The following is a 23810-nucleotide window of genomic DNA, read 5'->3' as shown; positions in this document are numbered from 1 at the left end:
GCCTAGGACGAGAAGGTGCGGCGGTAGGTGGTCGGGGGGACGCCCACCGTGCGGGTGAAGTGGTGGCGGAGGTTGGCCGGGCTGCCCAGGCCGGTGCGTTCGGCGATCTGGTCGACCGGGAGGGACGTGGTCTCCAGGAGTTCGCGGGCGTAGTCGATGCGGATGCCGCGCAGCCAGGCCATGGGGGTCGTGCCGGTGGCCGCGTGGAAGCGGCGGATCAGGGTGCGGGTGGTGACGTTGGCGCGGCGCGCCAGGGCGGCGACGGTCAGCGGCTCGTGCAGGCGCCGGCGGGCCCAGTCGAGGACGGGGCCGAGTTCGTCCGCGTCCTGGACGGCCGCCGCGTCGATGTACTGGGCCTGGCCTCCGGGGCGGTGGGCCGGCATGACCAGGCGCTTGGCGAGGGCGCTGGCGACGGCGGCGCCGTGGTCGTTGCGGACGACGTGCAGGCACAGGTCGAGTCCGGCGGCGGTGCCCGCGCTGGTCAGGACGTCGCCGTCGTCGATGTAGAGGACGGACGCGTCCACCAGCACCTCCGGGTACCGGGCCGCGAGCTGGGCGGCGTGCATCCAGTGGGTGGTCGCAGGGCGTCCGTCCAGGATGCCCGCGGCCGCCAGGACGAACGCACCGGTGCAGAGGGAGACGACGCGGGCGCCGTTGTCGTACGCGGCGCGGACGGCTTCGACCAGGTCGGGCGGCTGGTCGTCGATGACGCTGGAGCAGGCCGGGACAACGACCGTGTCGGCCTCCGCGAGGGCGTCGAGGCCGTGCCGGTCCTGTGGCGCGAACCCGGCGGCGGTGCGGGTTCCCGGGGAGGCGCAGAGGCGGAAGTCGTACCAGGAGTCGGCGAGCCCCGGGCGCTCGTACCCGAAGACCTCGCAGGGGATCGCCAGCTCGAAGATCGGCACTCCCTCGGCCACGGCGACGGCGAGCGTGTGCATGTCACTAATTTAGCGATGATGGTCAATCCTGCCACTTGGGGCGAGATCGGGCGTGCGCGAGGGTCGGGGCATGGACGACTTCCCCCTTGGACGAGCCTCCTTCGACCCGCCCGGGCACGCGGCCGAACAGGTGTGGCGGCACGTCATCGACCTGCTCGACGACGAGCGCGAACGGATCGCCGGACGTGCCGTGAGCGCGCCCGTGGACGTGCGCGCACTGAGGGCCGCGATCGGCGCGTACGACTTCGACCGTCCGGCCGCGCCCGCGGATGTGATCGATGACGTGGCGGAACTGCTGCGGGCGACCACCGTCCACACGACGCATCCGCGGTATTTCGGGCTCTTCAATCCCACACCGACGCTGATGGGGGTGGTCGGCGAAACGCTGGCCGCGGCCTTCAACCCGCAGCTGGCCGCCTGGTCGCACGCTCCGGCGGCCGCGGAGATGGAGGCCCACCTGCTGCGTTTCCTGGGCGGACGGCTCGGCTACCCGCCCGGGACCGCCACCGGGTCGTTCACCAGCGGCGGCGCGGAGGCGAACCTGACGGCGGTTCTGCTGGCGCTCACCAAGACCTGGCCCGAGTACGGCCGGCGGGGGCTGCGGGCGCTGCCGGGACGCCCGGTCATTTACGCGTCGGCGGAGAGCCATCTTGCCTGGCTGAAGATCGCGCACGCGACGGGCATCGGGCGGGACGCCGTCCGGCTCGTCCCGGCGGGCCGCGACCTGCGGATCGACACCGGGCGGCTGATCGAGCAGGTGGCGGCCGACCGCGCGGACGGCGACCTTCCGTTCCTGGTCGTCGGGACGGCCGGGACCACGGCCGCCGGTGTGATCGACCCGCTGCACGAGCTGGCCGACCTGTGCCGCGAATCCGGCCTCCGCCTGCACGTGGACGCCGCCTACGGGGGTGCGGCGGCGCTGTCCGACCGGCTCCGGCCGGCCCTGGACGGCATCGGACGCGCCGACTCGATCACCGTCGACGCGCACAAGTGGCTGAGCGTTCCCATGGGCGCGGGGGCGCTGCTCACCACCGACGCCGAGGGGCTGGCGGAGACGTTCCGGGTCACCACGTCCTACATGCCGGCCGACGTCCCCGACACCGTCGACCCGTACACGTCCGGCCAGCAGTGGTCGCGCCGGTTCATGGGCTTGAAGCTGTTCCTCAGCCTCGCCGTCGCCGGCCGCGAGGGCTATGCCGAGCAACTCGAACACGACGCCGGCCTGGCCGGCGTCCTCCGCGAGCGGCTGGCCGAGACCGGCTGGGACATCGTCAACGACACCCCGCTCCCCGTCGTCTGCTTCGCCGATCCCGGGGCCGGGACGTGGGAGCACCACGACGCGCTCGCCCGGAAGGTCGTCGGCGGCGGGCGCGCGTGGATCAGCCCCGTCCGGCTGGACGGGCGCGCCGCCCTCCGCGCCTGCGTGATCAGTCACCGCACGACGCTCCAGGACGTCGAGGAGCTCGTCCGGGCCGCGAACGATGCGCGCAAATGAGTCAGGGAACGCGGGCGACGGCGCAGTTCATCGAGACGTCCTCGACCGGCGGACGCTCCTCCGGCGGCACTTCCGGACGCCACTCGACGACCGAGGTCATGCCGGGCGGAAGCACCTCCAGGCCGTCGAAGAAGCGCGCGAACTCCTCCCGGGTGCGGAGCCGGAACGGCACGCCGCTGCGCTTGTTCGCCTCCACGCTCTCCGCGTACTGCTCGGGCGTGAGGTAGTCGCCGGTCGCGTGGGTCATGACGAGGTGGCTGCCGGAGGGCAGCGCCGACAGGAGCCGGGAGACGATGCCGTACGGGTCGTCGTCATCGCCGATGAAGTGCATCGTCGCGACCAGCATCAGCGCCACGGGACGCGTGAGGTCGAGCGTGCGCGCCAGGTCCGGGTGCGCGAGGATCTTGTCCGGGTCGCGCAGGTCGGCCTCGATATAGGCGGTCCTGCCCTCGGGTTCGCTCGTCAGCAGGGCCCGGGCGTGCACGAGGACCACCGGATCGTTGTCGACATAGACGATGCGGGACGCGGGGTCGACCGCCTGCGCCACCTCGTGCACGTTGCCGGCCGACGGGAGCCCGGTGCCGATGTCGAGGAACTGGCGGATCCCGACCTCGCCCGCCAGATGGCTCACCGCGCGCTTGAGGAACGCGCGGTTCTCCCGCGCGGCCAGGTAGACGGTGGGGAAGGCGGACGCGACCACCTCCGCCGACGCCCGGTCCACCGCGAAATTGTCCTTGCCGCCGAGCCAGTAGTTGTACCGGCGGGACGGATGCGCCTTCGTCGGGTCGATCCCCGGAGGAACGGACTCGTCCACGGCGCCCTCGTTTCGTCGCCCGCCGCGCCCCCGCGGCGGAGAGAAGATCACAATGCCCTGTTGTGCAGCGCCGACATCGGCGTCGCATCCCAAGAGTGCCCCAGAACGGCGTCCTTTGTGGAATGGTTGCGAATGTGGATCTCTTCTACAGTCCGTTCGACTTCGCGATTCAGGACGACCCTTACCCGGTGTATTCGGAACTGCGCGAGAAGTCACCGGTTCACCGGAACGAAAATGACGACTTCTGGGCGTTGTCGCGGCATGCCGACGTCCTCGCGGCACTGAAGGATTCGGACCGGTTCTCCAGCCGGAACGGCCTGCGGATCGAGCCCGCGTTCTGGGGCCCGGACGCGGAGAAGTTCTTCTCTTTCGTCGCGATGGACCCGCCGAAGCACACCCGGATGCGCGGCCTGGTGGCGCGGGCGTTCACGCGGAAGCGCGTCCAGGCGCTGGAGCCGCGGCTCCGCGAGATCGCGCGCGACTGCCTGCGGCCACATCTGGACGGCGGCTCGTTCGACCTGATGACCGACTTCGCGGCCCGCTTCCCCACCGACGTGGTCTCCGAGCTGGTCGGCGTCCCCGAGTCCGACCGCGACATGGTCCGCGACCTCGGCATGGCGATCATGTACCGGGACGAGGCGGGCGGCGACCTGCCCCCGGAGGCGCTGCAGGCGATCGGCGCGCTCGTCGGCTACTACACCGAGCTCACGATCGAGCGGTCCAGGGAGCGCCGGGACGACCTGCTGTCCGGCCTGCTGGACGCCGCCGAGGGCGCGGACCGGCTCACCCCGGAGGAGATCGTCGGCGTGCTGATCCTGCTCGTCGGCGCCGGCATCGAGACCACGATGCTGACGCTCGGCAACGCCTGGCACGCCGCCTGGCGGCACCCGGACCAGCGGGCGAAGGCGTTCGGCGGACGCGTCGAGGACTGGATCGAGGAGACCCTCCGCTGGGACCCGCCGACCCAGGCGCTCGCCCGCACCGCCACCGAGGACGTCGAGCTGCACGGCGTGACGATCCCGGCGGACGCGCGGATCCTGCTGCTCGTCGGCGCCGCCAACCACGACCCGGACGTGTTCCCGGCCCCGGAGCGCTTCGATCTCGACCGCGACACGGGTTCGTCCCTCGCGTTCGGCAACGGCCGCCACCACTGCCTGGGCGCGAACCTCGGCCGCATGGAGGCCCGGATCGCGCTAGGCGAGATCGCGAACATCGTCGCCGACTACGAGATCGACATCGAGAACGCCAAGCGCGTCCGCTCCTCGAACGACCGCGGCTTCGCGTCCCTCCCCACCCGCATCACCGCCCGCCGCTGACCCTCCACCACGGGCGGACACCGTCAGGGACGATGTTGGACGATCTCGTCCAGCCGGCTGATCAGCGCCGCCAGTAGCACCATCAGCTGGTCGGCCGGCGCCCCGGGTCCACCCACCAGCGTCCCGTTTGCGGAGGGGGGCGGCGACCAGACCCACCCGCGGTCGTGGGTCTCCTTCACCCGCACGGGCACGCAGGTGAAGGCGGACGGCTCGATCACCCCGACGCTGTAGGCGACGACCTCCTCGTAGAGGTGGTGCGACACGATGAGCGCGAAGTCCCCTGACATCTCCGCGAGCCGGTACTTCAGCGGCGCGGCGCCCAGAAGCCGGAAGAGATGGTTGAGTGCCACCCCGGTCGCGCCGTGCTCGTCAAGATGCAGGTAGCCGGCGTGCACGGCCACCCTGAGCTGGATCTGCGCCTCGCGGTTGGCCAGCTTGTTGTGCCGCCGGACGCCCGCCAGCAGCTGCACCACGAGCGGCTCGAGCAGGATGTCGATGCCGGCTTCGGCTCCCGCGATGACGAACAGCCCGTCCCCGCGGTCCTCCCAGTGGCAGGCGTCCCAGCTCACCCCGGCCGCCCGGCACGCCTCCCGCACGATCCGGTGGACGGACGACCGCAGATGTCGCTGGACATCGGGGTCCCGCCGCGCACCGAAGGACGCGATGTCGACGGCGAACATGCCCCGATGCAAGGTGCGTAAAGGCCCGCCGCGCTGGGGCCCGGGCGGCGCCCCCGCGTCCGGGAAAGACGAGATGTCCGGTGTAGGCATCTGAGCCACCTGCCTGGCGGCGGGACGGTGAGCTCCGCCCCGGTGGATGTGGGAAGGGCTACCCGACAATGGAGATCTGCCCGTTGGCCATGGACCGCTCGGGTACATCGCCGATGTCATAGGACGGCCTGTTCCGATCCGCCGCATAGGTGGTCACCGTCAGGCGAATCGGCATGGACGCGCCGGCGAAGGCGACGCGGAACACCACGACCACGGGGATCCCCGGGCCGATCTTGAAGAATTCCCTCTCCTCGGGCGTCGGCATCCGGGCGACGATCTCGTCCCGGTACCCGGTCTGCTCGTAGCCCAGTTCGGCGAGCACCCGGATCGTCCCCCGGGAGATCCCCTGCCTGCTCTCCAGTTCGCTGCCGCGCGCAAGATCCATCGAGTAGTACGACCGCTGCAAGGAGTACGGCGTGTCGTCGATGAACCGCCGTGACGCCCGCATGACGACCTGGGTGTCCTCGTTGATGTCCAGCAGCCCGGCGACCTCGCGGTCGGGGTACTCGATGTGCATTTCGAATCTCCGGATGCCCGGCTTGCGCCCGGCCGCGCGCACACCGGAACTGTAGGAGTCCAGAGGCGAGTCCGTCCCGTGCCCGCCCTCCTCCCGGGAAAGGATCACGAAGAACGGGATCGGTCCCTTCGGAACGAACATTCCGCGGCCCGGCTGGATCTGGATCAGCCCCTCGTGCACCAGATTCGTCACGGCGATCCTGATCGTATTTCTGGACACGCCGAAATGCCGTTCCAATTCGGGCTCCGTCGGCAGCCGCTCGCCCGCGGGAAGCTCTCCCGACCTGATCTTCGCGCGGAGCTCGTCGGCGATCTCCTTGTGCAGCGCATTGGCCATCGGAAATCCTTCCAGGCGGCTATCAAGAGTGTCGCCGGAAAATGTCGGCTACGACCCTCCCGCATGAGACATAGGTACCTCACCCACCGGTCGACCGATCCCTGCCACGGTCAGGAAAGTGATCAGGGGGACCACCATGACCGGTGTGACACGTGAGGCCTCACCCACGGGCGAGAGATCAGGACAGAGAGCTACACAAGGTGACAAAGTACACAAAAATCTGAACACAGAAGCATCGACCGTCTGACACCGACCGCGGGGAAATGCAAGGGTCGGGACATGATGCCCCCTCCCCGAACCTTACCGGCCTGCGATCGGGCAAGACGTCGGCACCGTTTTCTCCAAACGGCGCCAATGTCCGCTGGCCGGCCGCTCCCCGGGTATGGACTGTCGAGCGCCCGGCGCGTGGGCTCCGAGGGGGGACGATGACCTTTGCCAATCAGGCGGACATCCAACATGAAACGATCGATGAGATCGGCGACGCGGATTTAAGCGTGCAGGGCCGGAAACTCGCCCTGTTCACGTCCGCCCCGCTGGACGAGCCTCATCGGCGGCTGGTCGAGGCGGTCGTCGTCGTCCATGGGGCGCTCCGGAACGCCGGCGACTACTTTCGGTCGATCGAGAAGGCGCGGCACCGGCTGGTGATCGCGCCGCAGTTCCTTACCGAGGACGATGTGCGCGAGGACGACGAGCGCGCCGGGTATCTGTACTGGGGCACCGAGGACTGGAAGGGAGGCGCCGGAGAGGTCAGTTCGTTCACCGTCATGGACATGCTTCTGAGGAAGCTGAACGACTTCCCCGGACTCCGGCGGGTGACCATCGTCGGCAACTCGGCGGGCGGCCAGTTCGTCAACCGTTACGCGGCCGTGGGCCGCGGCCCCGACGACCTCACGGTGCCCGTCCGGTTCATCGTCGCCAACCCGTCGACGTACCTGTACTTCGACAAGTGGCGCCCCAAGGGCGATTCCTTCGTCGTGAACGAGAGCTTCGAAGTAGACCAATGGCGATACGGCTTCGGAGACGGCGTCCCGGACTACGTCGACGTCCGGCAGTCCGCTGCCGACCACTTCGACCGCTACATCGAGCGGGACGTGATCTACCTCCTCGGTGAAGAGGACGCGGACCCCGGGGCGGCCCTCCTGGAGGTCCATCCGGCCGCCGAGGCCCAGGGGCGGACGCGGCGGGAACGCGGCGAGTTCTACCATCGCTACCTGCGCCACAAGGCACGTCGCGACGTGCACAAACTGGTTTACGTCCCTGGTGTGGGACATGACGCGGCGGCGATGTTCGGCTCACCGCAAGGCCGGGAGCACCTGTTCCTTCCACGCCACCGGTCACGCCTCTGGCTCAGGGGCGGGGCCGTCAGACGATGGGGCGGTTCTTCCTGATACGGCGGCGGACGTCGTAGAGGTAGAGGTTGAAGGGGAACTCGCGGGCCGGGCGCGGAAGGGCGCGGTTGGCCAGCGCCAGGACGCGGGTGAAACGGTCGAAGCGGGCCTGGTCGCGCGGCGTCCAGGGGTAGCCGAGCTCCTCGCGGAACGGCCGTGGCAGGAAGCCGAGGGTCAGGAACCGGTGCGACCGGCCGAACGTCCAGCGGAGCGGTGCCGGGAAGAGCCGCAGTTCGGTGAGGTCGCGCAGGTAGGTGCGGGTGACGTCGTCCATCTCGATCTTCGCTAGGCCGGCCTGCCAGTAGTCCTCGAAGGCCTCGCGGTCGGCCGGCCACATGTCCTCGGTGACCTGGAGGGTCGTGCCGAAGCGGGCGCCGTGCCGGTACATCTCGGCGGCCTGCGCTTCGGACGGCTCCCCGTAGAGCACGGTGTAGATCATCTCGATGCCCTGGTAGAGGCAGGCGGCGACCCAGAGCTGGAGGTCGCGGTCGAAGGCGTTGTACGGGACGGGTTCCTTCGCGCGGACGTGCCGGTGGGCGCGGTTCACCTCGTCGCGCATCGCGAGCCGCTCGGACTCGCTGCCCAGCATGGAGACGGCGATGTAGCTGAGGGTCGTGCGGGTCCGCTTGATCGGGTGCTTGTCGACCCTGCCGCTGTCGACCGTGCTCTCGGCGACACCGTGCCCGATCGGGAGCCGGGAGAGCTGCATGATGACGTTCGACGCGGCGGCGGCGAGCGCGAGGCCGCTGATCGAGTCGAGGACGACCTTCGGGGGCGCCTCCTCCGCGGTCGCGGTCATACCGGCCTCACCTTCCGAGACGAAGAAGCGAATCTCGTCTCAGCGTGCCAGTGTAAGTGAATGCTTGCAAGGGTGCCCGGGGTAGGCACCCTCACACGCCGGCATCAGGCATAGGGATCGGACCGCTCCTTGACGCGGCCGGCGAACTCCTTCAGCGCGTCCAGGGCCCGAAGGTAGGGCATCGGGCCGTAGGAGACGCGGGCGACGCCCATCTCCGCCAGCTCCGCGAGCGAGGTGCCCGGGAAGTTGTTCGCGTTGATCGGCCCCGGAAGGCCCTTGACCAGGGACGGGACGGCGTCCGGCGGCGCGGTGATCGGATACACGCAGTCGGCGCCGGCCTCGAAGTACAGCCGGCCGCGGGCGATCGCGTCCTCCACCGGGTCCGGCGTCTTGGCGATGAACGTGTCCACCCGGGCGTTGATCACCAGGGCGTCGCCCGCGGCGTCCCGGACGGCGGCGAGGAACTCGGCCTGGGTCTCGGGCCGGGCGAGCTCGCCGGCGTAGGTGTCCTCCAGGTTGCAGCCGGCCGCGCCGATGGCGAGCAGCCGCTCGACCAGCTCGGCGGGCTGCAGCCCGTACCCGGCCTCGGCGTCCACGGTGACGGGGACGGTCGCGCCGCGGACGACCCGCTCGGCCGCGGCGAACATCTCCCCGGCGGGCGCCCCCTCGTGGTCGGGGTAGCCGAGCATGGCGGACACGGCGGCGCTCGCGGTGGCGAGCGCGGGGAACCCCGCCTCCTCCACGATCTTCGCGCTGGCCACGTCCCAGACGTTCGGCAGCAGCAGCGGGTCACCGGGACGGTGCAGGTCACGCAGGCGTTGCGCGTTCTCGCTCATGATCGATCTCCTTCGCGTCGTCATTCAGACCACTCGGACCACCGGAAGGTGACACCGCCGCCCACGCGAGTGCTACCCGCCGCGGGCATGGGTTAGCGTCAAGTTGATCATCCACCCGCGATGAGGGAGTAGATCGCATGCTGCCGTGGTCCACCGAGCTCGCCGGACGTCTCGAAGAGCAAATCGTGAGCAGCGAACTGCTGCGCGGCAACCCGCTGAAGGACCCGCACGAGCGGCCGGTGCTGGTGTACCTCCCGCCCGGCTACGACGACGAGCCGGACCGCCGCTACCCCAGCGTGTACGTGATCACCGGGTTCACCGGGCACGTCGGGATCTGGCGGAACCGGATGCCCTACCGGCAGCCGTTCCCCGAGACGGCCGACGCGGTGTTCGCGAACGGCGAGGCCCCGCCCGCGATCGTGGTGTTCGTGGACGCGTGGACGGCGCACGGCGGCAGCCAGTTCGTCGACTCGCCCGGCACGGGCCGCTACCACTCCTACATCTGCGACGAGATCGTCCCGTGGGTCGACGCCCGGTACCGGACGCTCGACGCGCCCGAGCACCGCGCGATCAGCGGCAAGTCCAGCGGCGGCTACGGCGCCATGATCACGCCGATGCTGCGCCCCGACCTGTTCGGCGCGCTCGCGACGCACGCCGGGGACGCCCTGTTCGAGTACTGCTACCTGACCGAGTTCCCGAAGTGCGTCCGGCACCTGCGCAAGTACGACGGGGACATCGGGCGCTGGTGGAACGACTTCACCTCGCGCACGTCGTTCACCAAGCCGGAGGACATGGACCTGCTCAACATCCTCGGGATGGCGCTCTGCTACTCCGCGCGCGAGGACGGCACGCCGGAGCTGCCGTTCGACCCGGTCACCGGCGTCCTCCGGCAGGACGTCTGGGAGCGCTGGCTCGCCTGGGACCCGGTCCGGATGGTGCCGGAGCACGCCGCGGCGATGCGGTCGCAGCGGGCGATCTGGATCGACGGCGGGACGCACGACGAGTGGTACCTCGACATCGGCGCGCAGGCGTTCCAGCAGGCGCTCCTCGACGCCGGGGTCGACGCGGACGCGATCCGCTTCGAGCTGTTCGAGGCCGGCCACGGCGGCATCGACTACCGCTATCCGCTCGCGCTCGCCTGGCTCTGCCGCAAGATCGCCCCCTGAGACCGGAGCCCGGACGCACGCCGGGCGGCGATGGTTCCCGACCGGACGGGCCGGGCCGGCGTGACCGGCCCGGCCCGTCCGCGCTGGCCGGCACGTCTTTCCAGTGGTTCCATTAACAGCGCGACAGAACTTGAAAATCCAGTACCAAATGGATTTATTGACACCTTTCTCAATTCAGAGTGCACTTCGGGTCAGCTCATCCGGATGAGTCCCCCATCCCAACCCCCGCCGGGCGGGCGGCGGCCGCGGAGTGCTCCCACAAGGACCTCCACGCGCCACTCCCCTCCCCCGCCCGGCACGTGGAAGGAGCACCCCCGTGAGACACCAGACCGCGATCGGGGCGGCGGCGCTGTCCGCCGGCCTCGCCGTGGCGATGTCGTCCCCCGCCACTGCCGCGTCACCCCGCACCGCCCCCGCGAAGCCGGACCCGCGCACCGTCGCCGCAGCCTCGGCCGACAGCATGGTCTCCGCCGCACCCGCGGCGTTGAAGATGTCCCCCAAGGACCGGATCGTCCGGCGCGGGGTCACGTCCGGCCTGCGCGGCCTCCAGTACGTCGCCTACGAGCGCACGTACGACGGCCTGCCCGTCTACGGCGGCGACTTCGTCGTCACCACCGACGCGAACGGCGGAGTGCTGGGCACGTCCGTCAACCAGACCAAGAAGCTCGACGTGTCGACCACGGCGACGATCAGCGCCGCGAAGGCCGCGAAGACCTCGCGCGCCCGCGTGTCGAAGATCGACGGCGCGACCGCTCCCCGGTTGACGGTGCTGGCCGAGGGGTCGGGACGCCTCGTCTACGAGACCGTCGTCAGCGGCACCCGCAAGAACGCCCCGACGAAGCTGCACGTGCTCGTCGACGCCAAGTCGGGCAAGGTCGTGACGACCTGGGACGAGGTCCGGGACGCGGCCGACGACCGGAGCTACTACCACGGGACGGTCGACCTCAGCACCGCCGCGACGTCCATGAGCGACCCGAGCCGCTCCGGCATCCGCTGCGGCGGCCAGAACGGCTCGACCTACACCGGCAGCGACAGCGCGTGGGGCAACGCCGGCGGCACCAACCTGGAGACCGCCTGCGTCGACGCGCTCTACGCGGTCCAGAAGGAATGGGACATGCTGCGCGCCTGGCTGGGTCGCAACGGCATCAACGGCAGTGGCGGCGGCTTCCCCCTCCGCGTCGGGCTGAACCAGGCGAACGCGTACTGGAACGGCAGCTACACCAACTTCGGCCGCAACCAGGCAGGCACCAGGCAGGCCACGTCGGTGGACGTCGTCGGCCACGAGAACGGGCACGCGATCTTCAGCACCACGCCCGGCGGTGCCAGTGGCGGCAGCGGCAACGAGAAGGGCGGCATGAACGAGTCGGCCGGCGACATCTTCGGCGCGCTGACCGAGCACTACATGAACGAGCCCGCGAACCTCGACCCGCCGGACTACCTGGTGGGCGAGGAGGTCGACCTGGTCGGGTCGGGGCCGATCCGCAACATGTACAACCCGTCCGCGCTCGGCGACCCGAACTGCTACTCGTCCTCGATCCCGAGCACCGAGGTGCACGCGGCGGCCGGCCCGCAGAACCACTGGTTCTACCTGCTGGCCGAGGGGTCGAACCCGGGCGGCGGCAAGCCGAGCAGCCCGACGTGCAACGGCTCGACCGTCACCGGCATCGGCGTCCAGAAGGCCGGGCAGATCTTCATGGGCGGGCTGAGCCGCAAGGTCACGAACTGGAGCCACGCCCGCGCCCGCATCGAGACGGTCAACGCGGCGCGGCAGCTGTTCCCCGGCTCCGCCACCGAGTGCAACGCGGTGAAGGCGGCCTGGAGCGCCATCAGCGTCCCCGCGCAGAGCGGTGAGGCGTCCTGCACGTGAGGTCCTGACCGCCCCCCGCCCGCGGCCCGCGATGGGGCCCGCTCCCCCGTCGCGGGCCGCACCTTCCCTCTCTGGAGACCCGCATGAGATCGCGCACGACGGCGGCCTTGGGTGCGGCGGCCCTGGTGGTGTCCGCACTCCTTCCCACGGGCGGCGCGTCCGCCGCCCCGGCCACCCTGGCCGCGCCCGACATCTCGCTCACGAACGTCAAGGCGCACCTGTCGCAGCTGCAGAGCATCGCGAGCGGCAACGGCGGCAACCGCGCCCACGGCCGTCCCGGCTTCCGCGCCTCGATCGACTACGTGAAGGGCAGGCTGGACGCCGCCGGCTACCAGACCAGCGTCCAGTCGTTCACCTACAACGGCGCCACCGGCTACAACCTCATCGCCGACTGGCCGGGCGGCGACACCGGCAACGTCCTGATGACCGGCGCGCACCTCGACAGCGTCAGGGCCGGGCCCGGCATCAACGACAACGGCTCCGGCTCGGCCGCCAACCTGGAGGTCGCGCTCACCGTCGCCCGGCAGAACTACCGGCCCCAACGGCACCTGCGGTTCGGCTGGTGGGGTGCCGAGGAACTCGGCCTCGTCGGATCGACCAACTACGTCAACAGCCTCTCGTCCACCGACCGATCGAAGATCAAGAGCTATCTGAACTTCGACATGGTCGGCTCCCCGAACCCCGGCTACTTCGCCTACGACGGCGACGGCTCCAGCGGGAGCGGCGGCCCGGCCGGGTCCGCCGAGATCGAGCAGGTGCTCCGCACCTACTTCCAGACGATCAACGTCCCGGTACAGGACACGGCGTTCGACGGACGCTCCGACTACGGCCCCTTCATCCGGCGCGGCATCGCCGCCGGCGGGCTGTTCACCGGCGCCGAGGGACGCAAGACCACCCAGCAGGCGCAGCTGTGGGGCGGCCAGGCCGGCGTCGCGTTCGACCGCTGCTACCACTCGTCCTGCGACACGACGTCCAACATCAACGACACCGCGCTGGACCGCAACGCCGACGCCATCGCGCACGCCGTCTGGACGCTCGGCGGCAACGCCGGCGCACAGGAGCCGTAGCCGCAGCTCAGCGGCGGTTTTCAGGGTTTTCCACGACCCCGTTCACACAATTGAAAATCCAGTGGCGGATGGATTCGTTGACACCCCGCCGCCCGCCGCGATGCACTCGTGGGCAGCCCTCCACCCCCACCCCCAGGGCTGACCACCGGCGGCGCACGGGACGAATCTCGGCCCGGACCGTGCACCGCCCGCGGGCCCCCCGCCCCCCGCCCGCCCCCCGGCACCTTCCTCTCCGTCGGTGCCGGGGGGCGAAACTCCGCGCGACCTCGGGGGGTTGTCGGAGGGCGGGGTCACAATGGGGGTATGTGCCGCAGTATCAAGACGCTTCGCGCGCCGTACGCAGACGACGTGACCGACGATGACGTGCGGGCCGCCGCGCTTCAGTACGTCCGGAAGATCTCCGGGTTCCGGGCGCCCGCGTCGCACAACGCGGAGGCGTTCGAGCGGGCGGTCGAGGAGATCGCCCGGAGCACGGCCGCCCTCCTCGGATCCCTGGAGGTACGAGGAGGGCGGGCGCGCTAGGCCGGCGTTCTACTCGGCGGCCACGAGCTCGGCGATCTGGACGGTGTTGAGTGCGGCGCCCTTGCGGAGGTTGTCGCCGGAGCAGAAGAGGGCGAGGCCGTTCTCGACGGTCTCGTCGCGGCGGATGCGGCCCACGTAGGTGGGGTCCTGGCCGGCGGCCTGGAGCGGGGTCGGGACGTCCGACAGGACGACGCCGGGCGCGCCGGAGAGGAGCTCGCTGGCCCGCTCGGGGCTGACGGGACGCTCGAACCGGGCGTTGACCTGCAGCGAGTGACCGGTGAAGACCGGGACGCGCACGCAGGTGCCGGACACCTTCAGGTCCGGGATCTCCAGGATCTTGCGGCTCTCGTTGCGGAGCTTCTGCTCCTCGTCGGTCTCGGCGAGGCCGTCGTCGACGATCGAGCCGGCCATCGGCAGCACGTTGAACGCGATCGGCCGCACGTAGACGGACGGCTCGGGGAACTCGACGGCCGTGCCGGAGTGGGTCAGCCTGTCGGCGCTCTGGACGGTCTTGGCCGCCTGGTCGTGCAGTTCGGCGACGCCGGCGAGCCCGCTGCCGGACACGGCCTGGTAGGTGGAGACGACGAGGGCGGTCAGCCCGGCCTCGGTGTGCAGAGGGCGCAGCACCGGCATGGCGGCCATCGTGGTGCAGTTCGGGTTCGCGATGATGCCCTTGGGACGGTTCACCGCGGCGTGCGGGTTGACCTCGGCGACGACCAGCGGGACGTCCGGGTCCATCCGCCAGCCCGAGGAGTTGTCGATCACGACCGCGCCGGCGGCGGCGACCTTCGGGGCCAGCGCCTTGGACGTGGTCTTGCCCGCGGAGAACAGCACGATGTCGAGACCGGAGTAGTCGGCGGCCTCCGCGTCCTCGACGGTGATCTCGGTGCCGTTCCACGGGAGCCTGCGCCCCGCCGAACGTGCCGAGGCGAACAGCCGAAGCTCGTCGACCGGGAATCCGCGTTCGGCCAGGATTTCGAGCATCTTGGCCCCGACCTGTCCGGTGGCCCCGACGATGCCGACTCTCATGCCGCTCCCTCTGGTAGATCGCTGGACCGGGCGAGTCTGCCCAGGTCCGGTGCAGGACGTCCAATCAATAACCCTACGTGGAGGGTTCAAGCGCTCCTTAACCGAACGCCGCCACCTTCATCGGGGGACCACCCTGAGCGGCCAGGGGTGCACTCAGGGGCGAATCAGGGCGAATCCGGATGTCAGAGTTCCCCGCCGCTGGGCATCATCGAGACATGGACATGGAGAAGAGCACCAGCAAGAAGCTACGCCGCACGCACGAGGGCCGGATGATCGCCGGCGTCTGCTCGGGCACCGGGCAGTACCTCGGCATCGACGCCAACCTCGTCAGGCTCGGCCTCGCCGTGTTCACCGTCTTCGGCGGCGCCGGCGTCGCGCTCTACGCGATCGCCTGGCTGCTGATCCCCGAGGAGGGCGCGCCGAAGTCGGTCGCCGAGGACCTGTTCAAGAAGGCGAGCGACTCCCCGGGCGTCCAGGACGCGGTCAAGAAGACGAAGGACGCGGTCAACAAGAATCGCACCCACGCCTAGGACGCCGAGCGCCCGATGCCGGACAGCTCGTCGCCGCCCGTGGAGGACGGGGTGACGACGACGGGTTCGACGCGCTCGCGCGACCCGGCGATGACGCCGCCGCGGACCTGGTTCCAGCACAGCGTCAGCATCGCGGCGGCCGACAGCCCGAGGACCCCGGCGAGCGCCACCACCGTCTCCGGCCCGAGGACCTGGGCCGCGGCGCCGCCGACGAGAATGCCCGCGCCCTGTCCGGCGAGGATGCCGGACTGGGCGAGCCCGAACGCCTGCCCCCGCCCGGACGGTGGCACGGCGGCCACGAACGCGGTGTTGGCCGCCAGCTGGTAGGCGCCGCCGACGCCCGACAGCGCCCACAGCCCGACGACCCACCACAGCGGCGGGTGCGCGCCCGCGGCGACCAGCGGCAGGCACGCGAGCATCGACATCCACCCCATGGCGTGCAGCCGGTTCGCCGGGCGGACGAACCGGCTGAACAGCAGCGCCCCGACCACCATCCCCGCCGGCATCGCCGCCAGCAGCAGCCCGGCCGTCACCGCGCCGCCGCCGAACGTCGCCGCGTACGGGACGGCCAGGCCCTCGGGGATCACGTAGAAGGCGCACAGCCACGCGAACAGCACCAGCGACCGCAGCACCGGATCGCCGAACACCAGCCGGGCGCCGTCCCGCGTCCCGCGCCACAGCCCGAGCGACTCGCGTTCCCTCAGTCTCGGCGCGGGCCGCCGTTTCAGCCCGCCGATGAGGATGACGGCGGAGGCGCCGAACGTCAGCGCGTCCAGGGCGAGCGCCTCGTACGTCCCGACGACGGCGACGGCCGCGCCGCCCGCGAGGAACCCCAGCACCTGCGTGATCTGATGGGTGACGTTCGCGATCGCCGAGCCCGCCACGTAGCGGTCGCCCTCCAGGACGTCCGGCATCACGGCCGCGCGGGCGGCGGAGAACGGCGTCCCGAACAGGACGGTCAGGAACACCAGGATCGACAGCACCCCGACGGGCATCGGCACAACCGCCATCAGCGCCACCAGACCCGCCCGCAGGACGTCGCAGACGACCATGACCGTCCGGCGGGGGAACAGGTCGGCGAGCCCGGACAGCACCGGCCCGCCCACGATCGGCGGGATGTAGGTCAGGGCGTACACCAGCGCGGTCAGCAGCGTGGACCTGGTGTGGTCGTAAACCAGGACGGCCAGGGCGACCTGCGCCAGCTGGTCCCCGATGAACGACAGCGCCTGGGCCAGCCAGATGGCACGGAACTCTCCGACCGCGAACACCTCGCGGTAGGTCGCCTGTTCCTCCGGCGGACGACGATGCCGGCCGGTCTGCCTTCCCGCCACGCACGCTCCAGTTCAGCCAACCCGATGCCGGGCGCCCTCCCCTATTAACTCACGCTGCGTGGCAGTCGCGTGACCTACAGTGCGCATTTCCCGGATCAATATCCGAGCTCGTGCAGCCGTTCGTCGTCGATCCCGAAGTGGTGGGCGATCTCGTGCACGACCGTTATCCGGACTTCTTCCACCACGTCATCCGCGGTGTCGCATATCCGGAGAATCTCATTGCGGTAGATCGAAATGTGATCGGGCAGGACGGCCCCGTACCAGTCGCCGCGCTCGGTGAGGGGTACGCCTTGGTACAGGCCGAGAAGCCCGCGCTCGGGCGCGTCGTCCTCGACGAGGATGACTACATTGCGCATGTGGGCGGTCAGCTCGGCCGGGATGCTGTCGAGGGCCTCGCCCACGAGATCCTCGAACGCCTCTCGCGACAACTCGATCACACTGGTCATTCTGCTCGACAGAAGGGGAACACGTGCCCAAGGTCCGTGCCGCGTCGACCCATGCCCTCGCGATGCTCACGGCTCTGCGCACCCGCGCCCGCGACGCCGCCCGAGCCACCCGCATCGCCCCCGCGGCCCGCCGCGTCCGCGCCCTCGGCGCTCCCGTCGCCCGCGGCGCCAAGCCCGTCCTCACCAGCCGCTGGACGCGATTCGCCCTCGTCATCGCCATCGGCCTCGCCGGCGGCTACATCGGCCTCCTCCTCGGCGGACGCTACGTCACCCCGGTGGGGCCCACCGACGTCCAGCTCACGCTGCACCCGTCCCTGCACGGCGGCACGACGCTGAAGCTGCCGCCCCTCGGGTCCCTCCGGCTCGACACCCACGGCGGCCCCGTCTCGCTGGAGGCCCGCCTCACCGACCTGCGCCCCGAACAGGCCAAGACGCTGATCGAGGACGACGCCGAGCTCGATCGGCTCACCGACCAGATCGCCGGCCAGATCCGGCACGGCATCGTGGAGCTCCTGATGCGCGCCGCGCTGGCCGCGCTGGCCACCGGCTTCGTCGCGTCCCTGCTGCTCTTCCGGTCCTGGCGGCGCGCACTGCTCAGCCTGACGTCCACCGCCGTCGGCCTCGTCACCGTCACCCTCCTCACCTGGGCGACGTTCAACCCGCAGTCCATCGCCGAACCCCGCTACACCGGCCTGCTCGCCAACGCCCCCCAGGTCGTCGGCGACGCCCGCAGCATCGTCGAACGCTTCACCGCCTACCGCGCCCAGCTCGCCCGCCTCGTCGGGAACATCTCCGAGCTGTACGCCACCACCTCGACGCTCCCCACCTACGAGCCGGACCCGTCCACCATCCGCGTGCTGCACGTCTCCGACATCCACCTCAACCCCGCCGCCTGGAGCGTCATCAAGTCCGTCAGCACCCAGTTCAAGGTCAACCTGGTCATCGACAGCGGCGACCTCATGGACCACGGCAGCAAGCCCGAGGACAAGTTCGCGAACTCGATCGCGGGCCTGAAGATCCCCTACGTCTACGTCCGCGGCAACCACGACTCCAAGGAGACCCAGAAGGCCGTCGCCGGGGAGAAGAACGCCGTCGTCCTCGACGGCCAGACCCGCGAGGTCGGCGGCCTGCGCATCTACGGCCTCGGCGACCCGCGCTTCACCCCCGACAAGAGCACCCGCGACGACTTCGTCGGCGCCGACCAGCTCCGCGCCGAAGGAGTCCGCCACGCCGAGGAGCTCCGCAACTCCGGAAACCCGCCCGACATGGTCGTCACCCACGACCCCAGCGAGGGCGAGGCGTTCTCCGGCGTCACCCCCCTGGTCCTGGCCGGCCACACCCACGCCCGCTCGACGAAGCTCCTGCCCACCGGCAGCCGCCTCTTCGTCCAGGGCTCCACCGGCGGCGCCGGCCTGCGCGGACTCGAACACGAGGAGCCCACCCCCATCGAGCTGTCCGTCCTCTACTTCAGCCGCGCCACCCACCGCCTCCAGGGCTGGGACGACCTGCGCCTCGGCGGCCTCGGCCTCACCTCCGCCCAGATCGAACGGCACCTCGAACCCGCCCCGGACCGCGCCGTCAAGCCGCAGCCGCCGGCCTCGTCCCCGCCCGCGTCCCCGACCTCGCCGTTCCCGTCGGAGTTCCCCTCCGACTGGCCGTCCCGCACCCCGTCCCCCACCCCGTCCGCCACCCGCACCCCGTCCCCCACCACCGAACCGCGGTAACCGTTTGCGCCCCGCCCCGCTGCGTCCTCTACACTTGACCGGGTCGAGTGGCGGTCATCAACCCCGCCACCCCGGGCCCCCTTCGTCTAGCGGCCTAGGACGCCGCCCTTTCAAGGCGGTAGCGCCGGTTCGAATCCGGTAGGGGGTACGCAAAGCATGCGCGCAGAAGCGACGCCCGCGCCACGGCCGGCCAACTGACGATCACCCGCACGTTCGGTGTTGGCGAGGCACGGCGGCGGCGCTAGCGATTAGTCACCCCCAACCGCACCGGGTGGCGACGGTCCTGACCTGTAGGCGCGGCACTGTTAGTGGCCAGTTGCGTTCCCACTGACGGCCAGCTCGTTAGCGGGGAGCTATCTGGCCGTGGATGGTCACGTCTAGCGTTCGGGTGTGGTCTGGGTGACGCGCCAGAGGCGGCGCGGTAGGTCTCCTTCGGCGAATGGGTGGACCCCCCTTAGGATCCAGCCGTCGGCGAGGTCGTCGACCAACGTGCGGGAGAAGAAGTGCACGGCGAACCCACCGTGTTCGTAGATGTCGTCGCCGTGGGTGATGCCTCGGCCGTAGTGGGCGTCACCGGTGTGCCGGACGGTGTAGACGAAGATTCCGCCGGGGCGCAGGATGCGCCGTACCTCGTGGACGAGTGAGTGGATCTGCTGGGTGGACAGGGCCATGCACAGCAGCATGTGCGCATAGACGGCGTCGAAACTGCCTGCGGTGAAGGGCAAGGGGTGGCGCGCATCGTGCTCCACTGTCGTGACCTTGTCGGCCACTCCTTGTCGGACCGCCTCGGCGGCGAGTTGGGCCAGGCTGACGGGGCTGAAGTCGCTGGCGTGGACATCGAAATCCGACCGGGCGAAGAACAATGCGTCCCGGCCGTGGCCAGCCCCCAGTTCGAGCACGGACCTGACCCCGTGCTCGGCGAACTTCGCCGCCGCATCGACAGCGGCCACAGACGGCTGGCCGCCATACAAACCGGGATGCGTGGCGTAGGTCGCCTCCCAGTGTCGCCGCTGCGCCTCACCCAGGCCCGCGTCGTCGCCCGCGTTCACCGACTCCACCAGCCTCCTCGTCGATCACCCAGCGTTACCATATATGTCGTACGTGGGGAATCGAGGGCGAGCTGTGGCCGCTGTCACGGCACGTGGTGTACAGGCCCGACGTCATCGCGGATACGTGCAGCCAGGCACAGGCGGGCGCTACGAAGCAGCTGTTGATCTACCTTGCTGACATGACGGCGGCAAGGCGACGGGGAGCGGCTGACGTCGCCGCGCGGCTGGACGGGGATGTGGGTCGCGGTGCTACAGCACTGCGTGGCTTCGGCGTTCGAGGAGGATGACGTCGCGCCAGTGGCCGTGGAGTCGGCCGAGGCGTTGACGGGTGCCGACGGTGCGGAATCCGGCTTTGGCGTGCAGGCGCAGGCTGGGGGCGTTCTCGGGGAAGACGCCGGTCTGGATGGTCCAGATGTCGTCTGCTTCGGTAGCGGCGATGAACGTGGTCAGCAGAGCGGTACCGATGCCTTGGCCACGGGCGTGAGGGCTGATGTAGATGCTGTGTTCCACGACGCCGGCGTAGCAGCATCGGTCGGATACGGGGCTGGCGGCGATCCACCCGAGCACGTTGTTGGCCGGATCCGCAGTTGGGTCGGTGGCGACGTACCGGTATCGGTCGAGTTTGGCAGCGTCGAACTCGGGCCAAGCGGGCGCGATGGTCTCGAAGCTTGCATGCCCGGTGTCGAGGCCGTGCTGGTAGATCGTCAGCACTTGGTCGGCGTCTCTCGGGTTCATAGCTCGAATGCTGATGCCGGGGCCGTGGTACGGGTGGTGTGGCATGGCGCTCTTCCGTGCAGCTAGCTGGCCGGTTTGGACGCCTGGACGATGGCTGCCCGGAGCCCGTCGCCCGCGTGAGCGGTCGGGGTGATGGCGATGGCCGTGAACCCGGCGGCAAGAAGATGGCGGCGGTACGCCTTGGCGGTCAGCGCGGTAACGGCGCAGCCGACGCGTTCTTCAGCGGCGGCAAGGTCGTCGGTTTGGAGGGCAAGGACGGCGATGATGTCGCTGACGCCGAACCGTCCGCCAGGACGCAAGACGCGGAAGGCCTCGGCCAGTACGCGGGGCTTGTCGGCGGCGAGGTTGATGACGCAGTTGGAGATGACAACGTCCACGCTGGCATCGGGAAGCGGGACGTTCTCGATGTGGCCGTGCAGGAAGCGGGCATTTTCGGCTCCAGCCTCGGCCGCGTTGGTGCGGGCGAGGGTGAGCATGTCGTCGCTGGCGTCCAAGCCGTAGGCGATCCCGCTCGAGCCAACGCGACGAGCGGACAGCAGTACGTCCAGCCCGCCGCCCGAGCCCAAGTCCAACACGGTCTCACCGGGAAGCAGTTCGGCGACGGTGAGGGAATTGCCGCAACCGATGCTTGCCCGCAGTGCGGCCTCTGGAAGCTGATTGTCGGCGGGGTAGGCGGCGGCTCCAAAGCAAGAGTTGCCGCACCCGTCGCCGTCCTGCGGGGTGCCGCCAGCAAGGGCGAGGCGCGCGAGACCGGAGTACCGCGCCACGATGGCCTCGCTGGTGGCCTGACTGCTGGCGTCGTGAGTGGGCATCAGTCGCCTCCCTCAGGCGAACAGGTCGGTGCCGCCGGGGCAGGGCGTCCCATGATGACGTCGGCGGCAGTTGGGAAGCACTGCACGCAGGTCTGGTTGATCCGGTAGTAGCGGGCGGTGCCGTGCCGGTCGGCCAGCACGAACCGTGCTTCCGACAGCACCTTCAGGTGTGCCGAGACGGTCGACTGCCCGACGTGAACGGCGTCGACTATCTCTCCCACGCTCGTCGGACGTCCCTGGCGGGCCAACAGCGACACGATCTGGATTCGGGTCGGGTCGGCCAGCGTCTTGAACCAGGAGGCGTACTCGACGGCCGTTGGCCGGTCAAGCGGTTCTTTTTCCACATCCATCGTTAATCGACGATAGACGATTAATTCGGAGGAGGGAAGGGCGCGAGGCGGCGGCTCCCGGCAGGTGCGGACCTTGAGGCCCAGCCATCACGGGGCGCGCGCAGGTCACGCGTCACTCTCATCCTTTTCGGGAGGTGGGCAGCATGTCCGCAGGTAGTTCTGAAGCTCGCTGAGGGATCGTTCCACCGAGGGGGTGTCCACGCGGTAGCGCACTTGCTTGCCGTCCTTGCGAGAGGCGAGTAGACCGCCGCGGCGCAGCAGTGCGAGTTGCTGCGAAGCGTTGGACTGGCCGACGCCCAGGCGCTCGGCGACGGCACCGACTGTCAACTCGACACCGCCGGCAAAGAGTTCGAGCATCTGCTGCCGCTGCTCGCTGGCCAAGCCCTTGAGGAACTCGCGCAGCTTCTCACTCAGCGGCTCCACGGCCGTCCCGCAGGGACCCCCGGACTCTTGCGACATGCCGCATGTGGCCTGGTCAGGCACTGCTTCCTCCTTCACCTTCCACAACATATTAACATTTCATGAAATGATGTTATGTTGAGCCTCATGCCTCAGCGTTTCGATGCCATCATCATCGGGGGCGGGCAGGCTGGTCTCGCAACCGCCCACGTCGCCCTCACCCTCGGCCTTAGGCCCGTGCTACTGGAAGCCTCGCCCTCGACGGCCGGATCGTGGCCGCACTACTACGAGAGCCTCACCCTGTTCTCCCCGGCACGACGCAGCGCCCTACCTGGCGCCACCTTCCCCGGTGATCCGGACGGCTATCCCGCCCGTGACGAGCAAGGACGGCGGTACGAAGTCGTAGCCGAAAGCGGAGAGAGCGTTGCCGCGCCGATCGTTGTCTCTGCGACGGGTGCGTTCAGTCGTCCACATCGTCCGGAGCTGCCGGGTCTGAGTGACTTCACCGGCATGGTGCTGCATTCATCCCAGTACAAGCGGCCTGAGGAGTTCGCCGGGCAGCGGGTCATCATCGTGGGCGGAGGCAACTCGGCCGTCCAGATCGCAGTAGAGCTTGCTGAGCATGCCCGCGTGACTCTGGCCACCCGGAACCCACTGCGGTTCATGCCGCAGCGGGTGCTCGGCATTGACATGCACATCTGGCTGCAGCGCACAGGCCTGGACGCCGCTGGCTGGGCGCGTCCACTGCTCACTGGCGGCAAGGGCACGCCGGTGTTCGACACCGGCTCCTACCGAGCTCAGATCGCCACCGGCAACCCCGACCGCCGCCCCATGTTCACCAGCCTGGACGGCGGTCACGTCGTCTGGCAGGACGGAACCCGGGAGCGCGCCGACGTGCTGCTGGCCACCGGCTTCCGGCCGGACTCAGGTCACCTGGAAGAACTGGCCGCCCTTGACCGGGACGGGCAGCCCCTCCACCGTGGTGGCCTCTCCTCGACTCATCCAGGGTTCGGATACGTGGGACTGGAGTGGCAACGGTCGTTCGCGTCGGCCACCCTGCGTGGTGTGGGCACCGATGCTCGCTATGTCCTGACGCACCTACTCAAACAGACTCGGACAGGTACTTAGCGGGCTAGCCATGACGTAATGGGATGCGGCGAACGCTCACACCGGGCTAGGAGCGGGTAGGGCGAACAGGCCCGACAGCCGGGTCAAGCGCTCCTGAACCGCTCGGTAGTACACCCACGTCCCGCGGCGTTCGCCGTCGATCAGCCCGGCCTGGCGAAGCACCTTCAGGTGATGGGAGATGGTCGGCGCGGTCAACTCGAACGCGCCGGTCAGGTCGCATACACACGCCTCACCCCTCTCGGCCGAGGCGATCATGTTCAGCAATCGCAACCGGACCGGGTCCGACAGCGCCTTGAACACCCCAGCCAACTCGGCCGCCTCGTCTTCACCCAGGGTGGGGCCGCTCAGTGGCGCGCAGCACTCCGGCGCACCGACGTCTTCCAACTCCAGCAACTTAGACATGCCTCTAATTTGACATCTATCTATGCAAGACGCAAACTAGCCCC

General features: G+C 69.8%; 25 protein-coding genes and 1 tRNA gene. 11 read left to right on the top strand and 15 right to left on the bottom strand.

Annotation, left to right across the window (positions count from 1 at the left end; genetic code table 11):
* Positions 1-2: 2 nt before the first annotated feature.
* Complete coding sequence (locus tag ACQPZP_RS03685) at positions 3-938, bottom strand: GlxA family transcriptional regulator (protein WP_433476211.1); 936 nt, start codon at positions 936-938, stop codon at positions 3-5.
* Positions 939-1008: 70 nt separating this feature from the next.
* Between ACQPZP_RS03685 and ACQPZP_RS03680 the strand changes: the two genes are divergently transcribed.
* Positions 1009-2433 carry a pyridoxal phosphate-dependent decarboxylase family protein gene (locus tag ACQPZP_RS03680; protein WP_433476210.1) on the top strand — a complete coding sequence of 475 codons (1425 nt, stop codon included), beginning with the start codon at positions 1009-1011 and terminating at the stop codon, positions 2431-2433.
* A gap of 1 nt (position 2434) precedes the next feature.
* On the opposite strand, the gene ACQPZP_RS03675 is transcribed toward ACQPZP_RS03680, so the two are convergent.
* Positions 2435-3247 (bottom strand): SAM-dependent methyltransferase, encoded by an 813-nt coding sequence (locus tag ACQPZP_RS03675; protein WP_433476209.1) that lies wholly within the window; start codon positions 3245-3247, stop codon positions 2435-2437.
* Between the two features lie 134 nt (positions 3248-3381).
* Between ACQPZP_RS03675 and ACQPZP_RS03670 the strand changes: the two genes are divergently transcribed.
* A complete protein-coding gene (locus tag ACQPZP_RS03670; RefSeq protein WP_433476208.1) occupies positions 3382-4563 on the top strand; it encodes a cytochrome P450 in 1182 nt (393 codons plus the stop codon).
* Positions 4564-4586: 23 nt separating this feature from the next.
* Here ACQPZP_RS03670 and ACQPZP_RS03665 read toward each other — a convergent pair whose 3' ends face one another.
* Both ACQPZP_RS03665 and ACQPZP_RS03660 read right to left on the bottom strand, forming a co-directional pair.
* Positions 4587-5243 carry a hypothetical protein gene (locus ACQPZP_RS03665; protein WP_433476207.1) on the bottom strand — a complete coding sequence of 219 codons (657 nt, stop codon included), beginning with the start codon at positions 5241-5243 and terminating at the stop codon, positions 4587-4589.
* Between the two features lie 148 nt (positions 5244-5391).
* Complete coding sequence (locus ACQPZP_RS03660) at positions 5392-6186, bottom strand: GntR family transcriptional regulator (protein ID WP_433476206.1); 795 nt, start codon at positions 6184-6186, stop codon at positions 5392-5394.
* Between the two features lie 425 nt (positions 6187-6611).
* Between ACQPZP_RS03660 and ACQPZP_RS03655 the strand changes: the two genes are divergently transcribed.
* Positions 6612-7574 (top strand): hypothetical protein, encoded by a 963-nt coding sequence (locus tag ACQPZP_RS03655; protein WP_433476205.1) that lies wholly within the window; start codon positions 6612-6614, stop codon positions 7572-7574.
* On the opposite strand, the gene ACQPZP_RS03650 is transcribed toward ACQPZP_RS03655, so the two are convergent.
* Both ACQPZP_RS03650 and ACQPZP_RS03645 read right to left on the bottom strand, forming a co-directional pair.
* Positions 7549-8373, bottom strand: coding sequence for an oxygenase MpaB family protein (locus tag ACQPZP_RS03650; RefSeq protein ID WP_433476204.1), 825 nt, complete (start codon positions 8371-8373; stop codon positions 7549-7551). The genes ACQPZP_RS03655 and ACQPZP_RS03650 overlap by 26 nt on opposite strands.
* Before the next feature lie 104 nt (positions 8374-8477).
* Positions 8478-9209 carry an isocitrate lyase/PEP mutase family protein gene (locus tag ACQPZP_RS03645; RefSeq protein ID WP_433476203.1) on the bottom strand — a complete coding sequence of 244 codons (732 nt, stop codon included), beginning with the start codon at positions 9207-9209 and terminating at the stop codon, positions 8478-8480.
* Between the two features lie 137 nt (positions 9210-9346).
* On the opposite strand from ACQPZP_RS03645, the gene ACQPZP_RS03640 reads away from it, so the two are divergent.
* The 4 genes from ACQPZP_RS03640 (at position 9347) to ACQPZP_RS03625 (ending at position 13831) form a co-directional block, all read left to right on the top strand.
* Positions 9347-10375, top strand: coding sequence for an alpha/beta hydrolase-fold protein (locus tag ACQPZP_RS03640; protein WP_433476202.1), 1029 nt, complete (start codon positions 9347-9349; stop codon positions 10373-10375).
* 316 nt (positions 10376-10691) lie between these two features.
* Positions 10692-12242 carry a M4 family metallopeptidase gene (locus ACQPZP_RS03635; RefSeq protein ID WP_433476201.1) on the top strand — a complete coding sequence of 517 codons (1551 nt, stop codon included), beginning with the start codon at positions 10692-10694 and terminating at the stop codon, positions 12240-12242.
* Between the two features lie 83 nt (positions 12243-12325).
* A complete protein-coding gene (locus ACQPZP_RS03630; protein WP_433476200.1) occupies positions 12326-13309 on the top strand; it encodes a M28 family metallopeptidase in 984 nt (327 codons plus the stop codon).
* Positions 13310-13612: 303 nt separating this feature from the next.
* On the top strand, positions 13613-13831 hold the full coding sequence (locus tag ACQPZP_RS03625) for a DUF2277 domain-containing protein (protein ID WP_433476199.1): 219 nt from the start codon (positions 13613-13615) through the stop codon (positions 13829-13831).
* A 9-nt stretch (positions 13832-13840) separates the two neighbouring features.
* Here the strand turns inward: ACQPZP_RS03625 and ACQPZP_RS03620 are convergent, their stop codons facing one another.
* A complete protein-coding gene (locus tag ACQPZP_RS03620) occupies positions 13841-14860 on the bottom strand; it encodes an aspartate-semialdehyde dehydrogenase (RefSeq protein WP_433476198.1) in 1020 nt (339 codons plus the stop codon).
* Positions 14861-15075: 215 nt separating this feature from the next.
* Here ACQPZP_RS03620 and ACQPZP_RS03615 point away from each other — a divergent pair, with 215 nt between their 5' ends.
* The gene (locus tag ACQPZP_RS03615; protein ID WP_433476197.1) at positions 15076-15390 is read left to right on the top strand and encodes a PspC domain-containing protein; all 315 of its coding nucleotides are present in this window, start codon (positions 15076-15078) and stop codon (positions 15388-15390) included.
* Here ACQPZP_RS03615 and ACQPZP_RS03610 read toward each other — a convergent pair.
* Positions 15387-16721, bottom strand: coding sequence for an MFS transporter (locus ACQPZP_RS03610; protein ID WP_433476196.1), 1335 nt, complete (start codon positions 16719-16721; stop codon positions 15387-15389). The genes ACQPZP_RS03615 and ACQPZP_RS03610 overlap by 4 nt on opposite strands.
* Positions 16722-16816: 95 nt before the next feature.
* Entirely contained in the window at positions 16817-17167 is a 351-nt protein-coding gene (locus ACQPZP_RS03605; protein WP_433466265.1) for a metallopeptidase family protein, read from the bottom strand.
* Between the two features lie 23 nt (positions 17168-17190).
* Between ACQPZP_RS03605 and ACQPZP_RS03600 the strand changes: the two genes are divergently transcribed.
* Together ACQPZP_RS03600 and ACQPZP_RS03595 are read left to right on the top strand one after the other, a co-directional pair.
* A complete protein-coding gene (locus tag ACQPZP_RS03600; protein WP_433476195.1) occupies positions 17191-18891 on the top strand; it encodes a metallophosphoesterase family protein in 1701 nt (566 codons plus the stop codon).
* Between the two features lie 75 nt (positions 18892-18966).
* Positions 18967-19039, top strand: a tRNA-Glu gene (locus ACQPZP_RS03595).
* Positions 19040-19268: 229 nt separating this feature from the next.
* Here ACQPZP_RS03595 and ACQPZP_RS03590 read toward each other — a convergent pair.
* The 5 genes from ACQPZP_RS03590 to ACQPZP_RS03570 form a co-directional block, all read right to left on the bottom strand.
* Positions 19269-19949, bottom strand: coding sequence for a class I SAM-dependent methyltransferase (locus ACQPZP_RS03590; RefSeq protein WP_433476194.1), 681 nt, complete (start codon positions 19947-19949; stop codon positions 19269-19271).
* A gap of 240 nt (positions 19950-20189) precedes the next feature.
* Complete coding sequence (locus tag ACQPZP_RS03585; RefSeq protein ID WP_433476193.1) at positions 20190-20675, bottom strand: N-acetyltransferase family protein; 486 nt, start codon at positions 20673-20675, stop codon at positions 20190-20192.
* 62 nt (positions 20676-20737) lie between these two features.
* The gene (locus ACQPZP_RS03580; RefSeq protein ID WP_433476192.1) at positions 20738-21487 is read right to left on the bottom strand and encodes a methyltransferase domain-containing protein; all 750 of its coding nucleotides are present in this window, start codon (positions 21485-21487) and stop codon (positions 20738-20740) included.
* Positions 21487-21837, bottom strand: a complete 351-nt coding sequence (locus tag ACQPZP_RS03575) for an ArsR/SmtB family transcription factor (RefSeq protein ID WP_433476191.1) — start codon at positions 21835-21837, stop codon at positions 21487-21489. The genes ACQPZP_RS03580 and ACQPZP_RS03575 overlap by 1 nt, the downstream gene beginning before the upstream one ends.
* A gap of 105 nt (positions 21838-21942) precedes the next feature.
* Positions 21943-22335 (bottom strand): ArsR/SmtB family transcription factor, encoded by a 393-nt coding sequence (locus tag ACQPZP_RS03570; RefSeq protein WP_433476190.1) that lies wholly within the window; start codon positions 22333-22335, stop codon positions 21943-21945.
* Between the two features lie 48 nt (positions 22336-22383).
* Between ACQPZP_RS03570 and ACQPZP_RS03565 the strand changes: the two genes are divergently transcribed.
* Positions 22384-23364 carry a flavin-containing monooxygenase gene (locus ACQPZP_RS03565; RefSeq protein WP_433476189.1) on the top strand — a complete coding sequence of 327 codons (981 nt, stop codon included), beginning with the start codon at positions 22384-22386 and terminating at the stop codon, positions 23362-23364.
* A 36-nt stretch (positions 23365-23400) separates the two neighbouring features.
* Here ACQPZP_RS03565 and ACQPZP_RS03560 read toward each other — a convergent pair whose 3' ends face one another.
* Positions 23401-23766, bottom strand: a complete 366-nt coding sequence (locus tag ACQPZP_RS03560; RefSeq protein ID WP_433476188.1) for an ArsR/SmtB family transcription factor — start codon at positions 23764-23766, stop codon at positions 23401-23403.
* Between the last annotated feature and the right edge of the window lie 44 nt (positions 23767-23810).

This window comes from Spirillospora sp. CA-142024, from assembly GCF_050942325.1.
In the GTDB taxonomy this organism is placed as follows: domain Bacteria; phylum Actinomycetota; class Actinomycetes; order Streptosporangiales; family Streptosporangiaceae; genus Spirillospora.
Note: the sequence above shows the minus strand (reverse complement) of the source record. Positions and strands in the feature narration are given on the sequence as shown.

Coding starts and splice junctions, on each gene's coding strand:
- ACQPZP_RS03605 (WP_433466265.1), bottom strand. CDS start 17,167: ATGACCAGTGTGATCGAGTTGTCGCGAGAGGCGTTCGAGGATCTCGTG.
- ACQPZP_RS03615 (WP_433476197.1), top strand. CDS start 15,076: ATGGACATGGAGAAGAGCACCAGCAAGAAGCTACGCCGCACGCACGAG.
- ACQPZP_RS03640 (WP_433476202.1), top strand. CDS start 9,347: ATGCTGCCGTGGTCCACCGAGCTCGCCGGACGTCTCGAAGAGCAAATC.
- ACQPZP_RS03650 (WP_433476204.1), bottom strand. CDS start 8,373: ATGACCGCGACCGCGGAGGAGGCGCCCCCGAAGGTCGTCCTCGACTCG.
- ACQPZP_RS03560 (WP_433476188.1), bottom strand. CDS start 23,766: ATGTCTAAGTTGCTGGAGTTGGAAGACGTCGGTGCGCCGGAGTGCTGC.
- ACQPZP_RS03655 (WP_433476205.1), top strand. CDS start 6,612: ATGACCTTTGCCAATCAGGCGGACATCCAACATGAAACGATCGATGAG.
- ACQPZP_RS03585 (WP_433476193.1), bottom strand. CDS start 20,675: ATGAACCCGAGAGACGCCGACCAAGTGCTGACGATCTACCAGCACGGC.
- ACQPZP_RS03620 (WP_433476198.1), bottom strand. CDS start 14,860: ATGAGAGTCGGCATCGTCGGGGCCACCGGACAGGTCGGGGCCAAGATG.
- ACQPZP_RS03645 (WP_433476203.1), bottom strand. CDS start 9,209: ATGAGCGAGAACGCGCAACGCCTGCGTGACCTGCACCGTCCCGGTGAC.
- ACQPZP_RS03685 (WP_433476211.1), bottom strand. CDS start 938: ATGCACACGCTCGCCGTCGCCGTGGCCGAGGGAGTGCCGATCTTCGAG.
- ACQPZP_RS03580 (WP_433476192.1), bottom strand. CDS start 21,487: ATGCCCACTCACGACGCCAGCAGTCAGGCCACCAGCGAGGCCATCGTG.
- ACQPZP_RS03575 (WP_433476191.1), bottom strand. CDS start 21,837: ATGGATGTGGAAAAAGAACCGCTTGACCGGCCAACGGCCGTCGAGTAC.
- ACQPZP_RS03565 (WP_433476189.1), top strand. CDS start 22,384: ATGCCTCAGCGTTTCGATGCCATCATCATCGGGGGCGGGCAGGCTGGT.
- ACQPZP_RS03665 (WP_433476207.1), bottom strand. CDS start 5,243: ATGTTCGCCGTCGACATCGCGTCCTTCGGTGCGCGGCGGGACCCCGAT.
- ACQPZP_RS03625 (WP_433476199.1), top strand. CDS start 13,613: ATGTGCCGCAGTATCAAGACGCTTCGCGCGCCGTACGCAGACGACGTG.
- ACQPZP_RS03680 (WP_433476210.1), top strand. CDS start 1,009: ATGGACGACTTCCCCCTTGGACGAGCCTCCTTCGACCCGCCCGGGCAC.
- ACQPZP_RS03660 (WP_433476206.1), bottom strand. CDS start 6,186: ATGGCCAATGCGCTGCACAAGGAGATCGCCGACGAGCTCCGCGCGAAG.
- ACQPZP_RS03630 (WP_433476200.1), top strand. CDS start 12,326: ATGAGATCGCGCACGACGGCGGCCTTGGGTGCGGCGGCCCTGGTGGTG.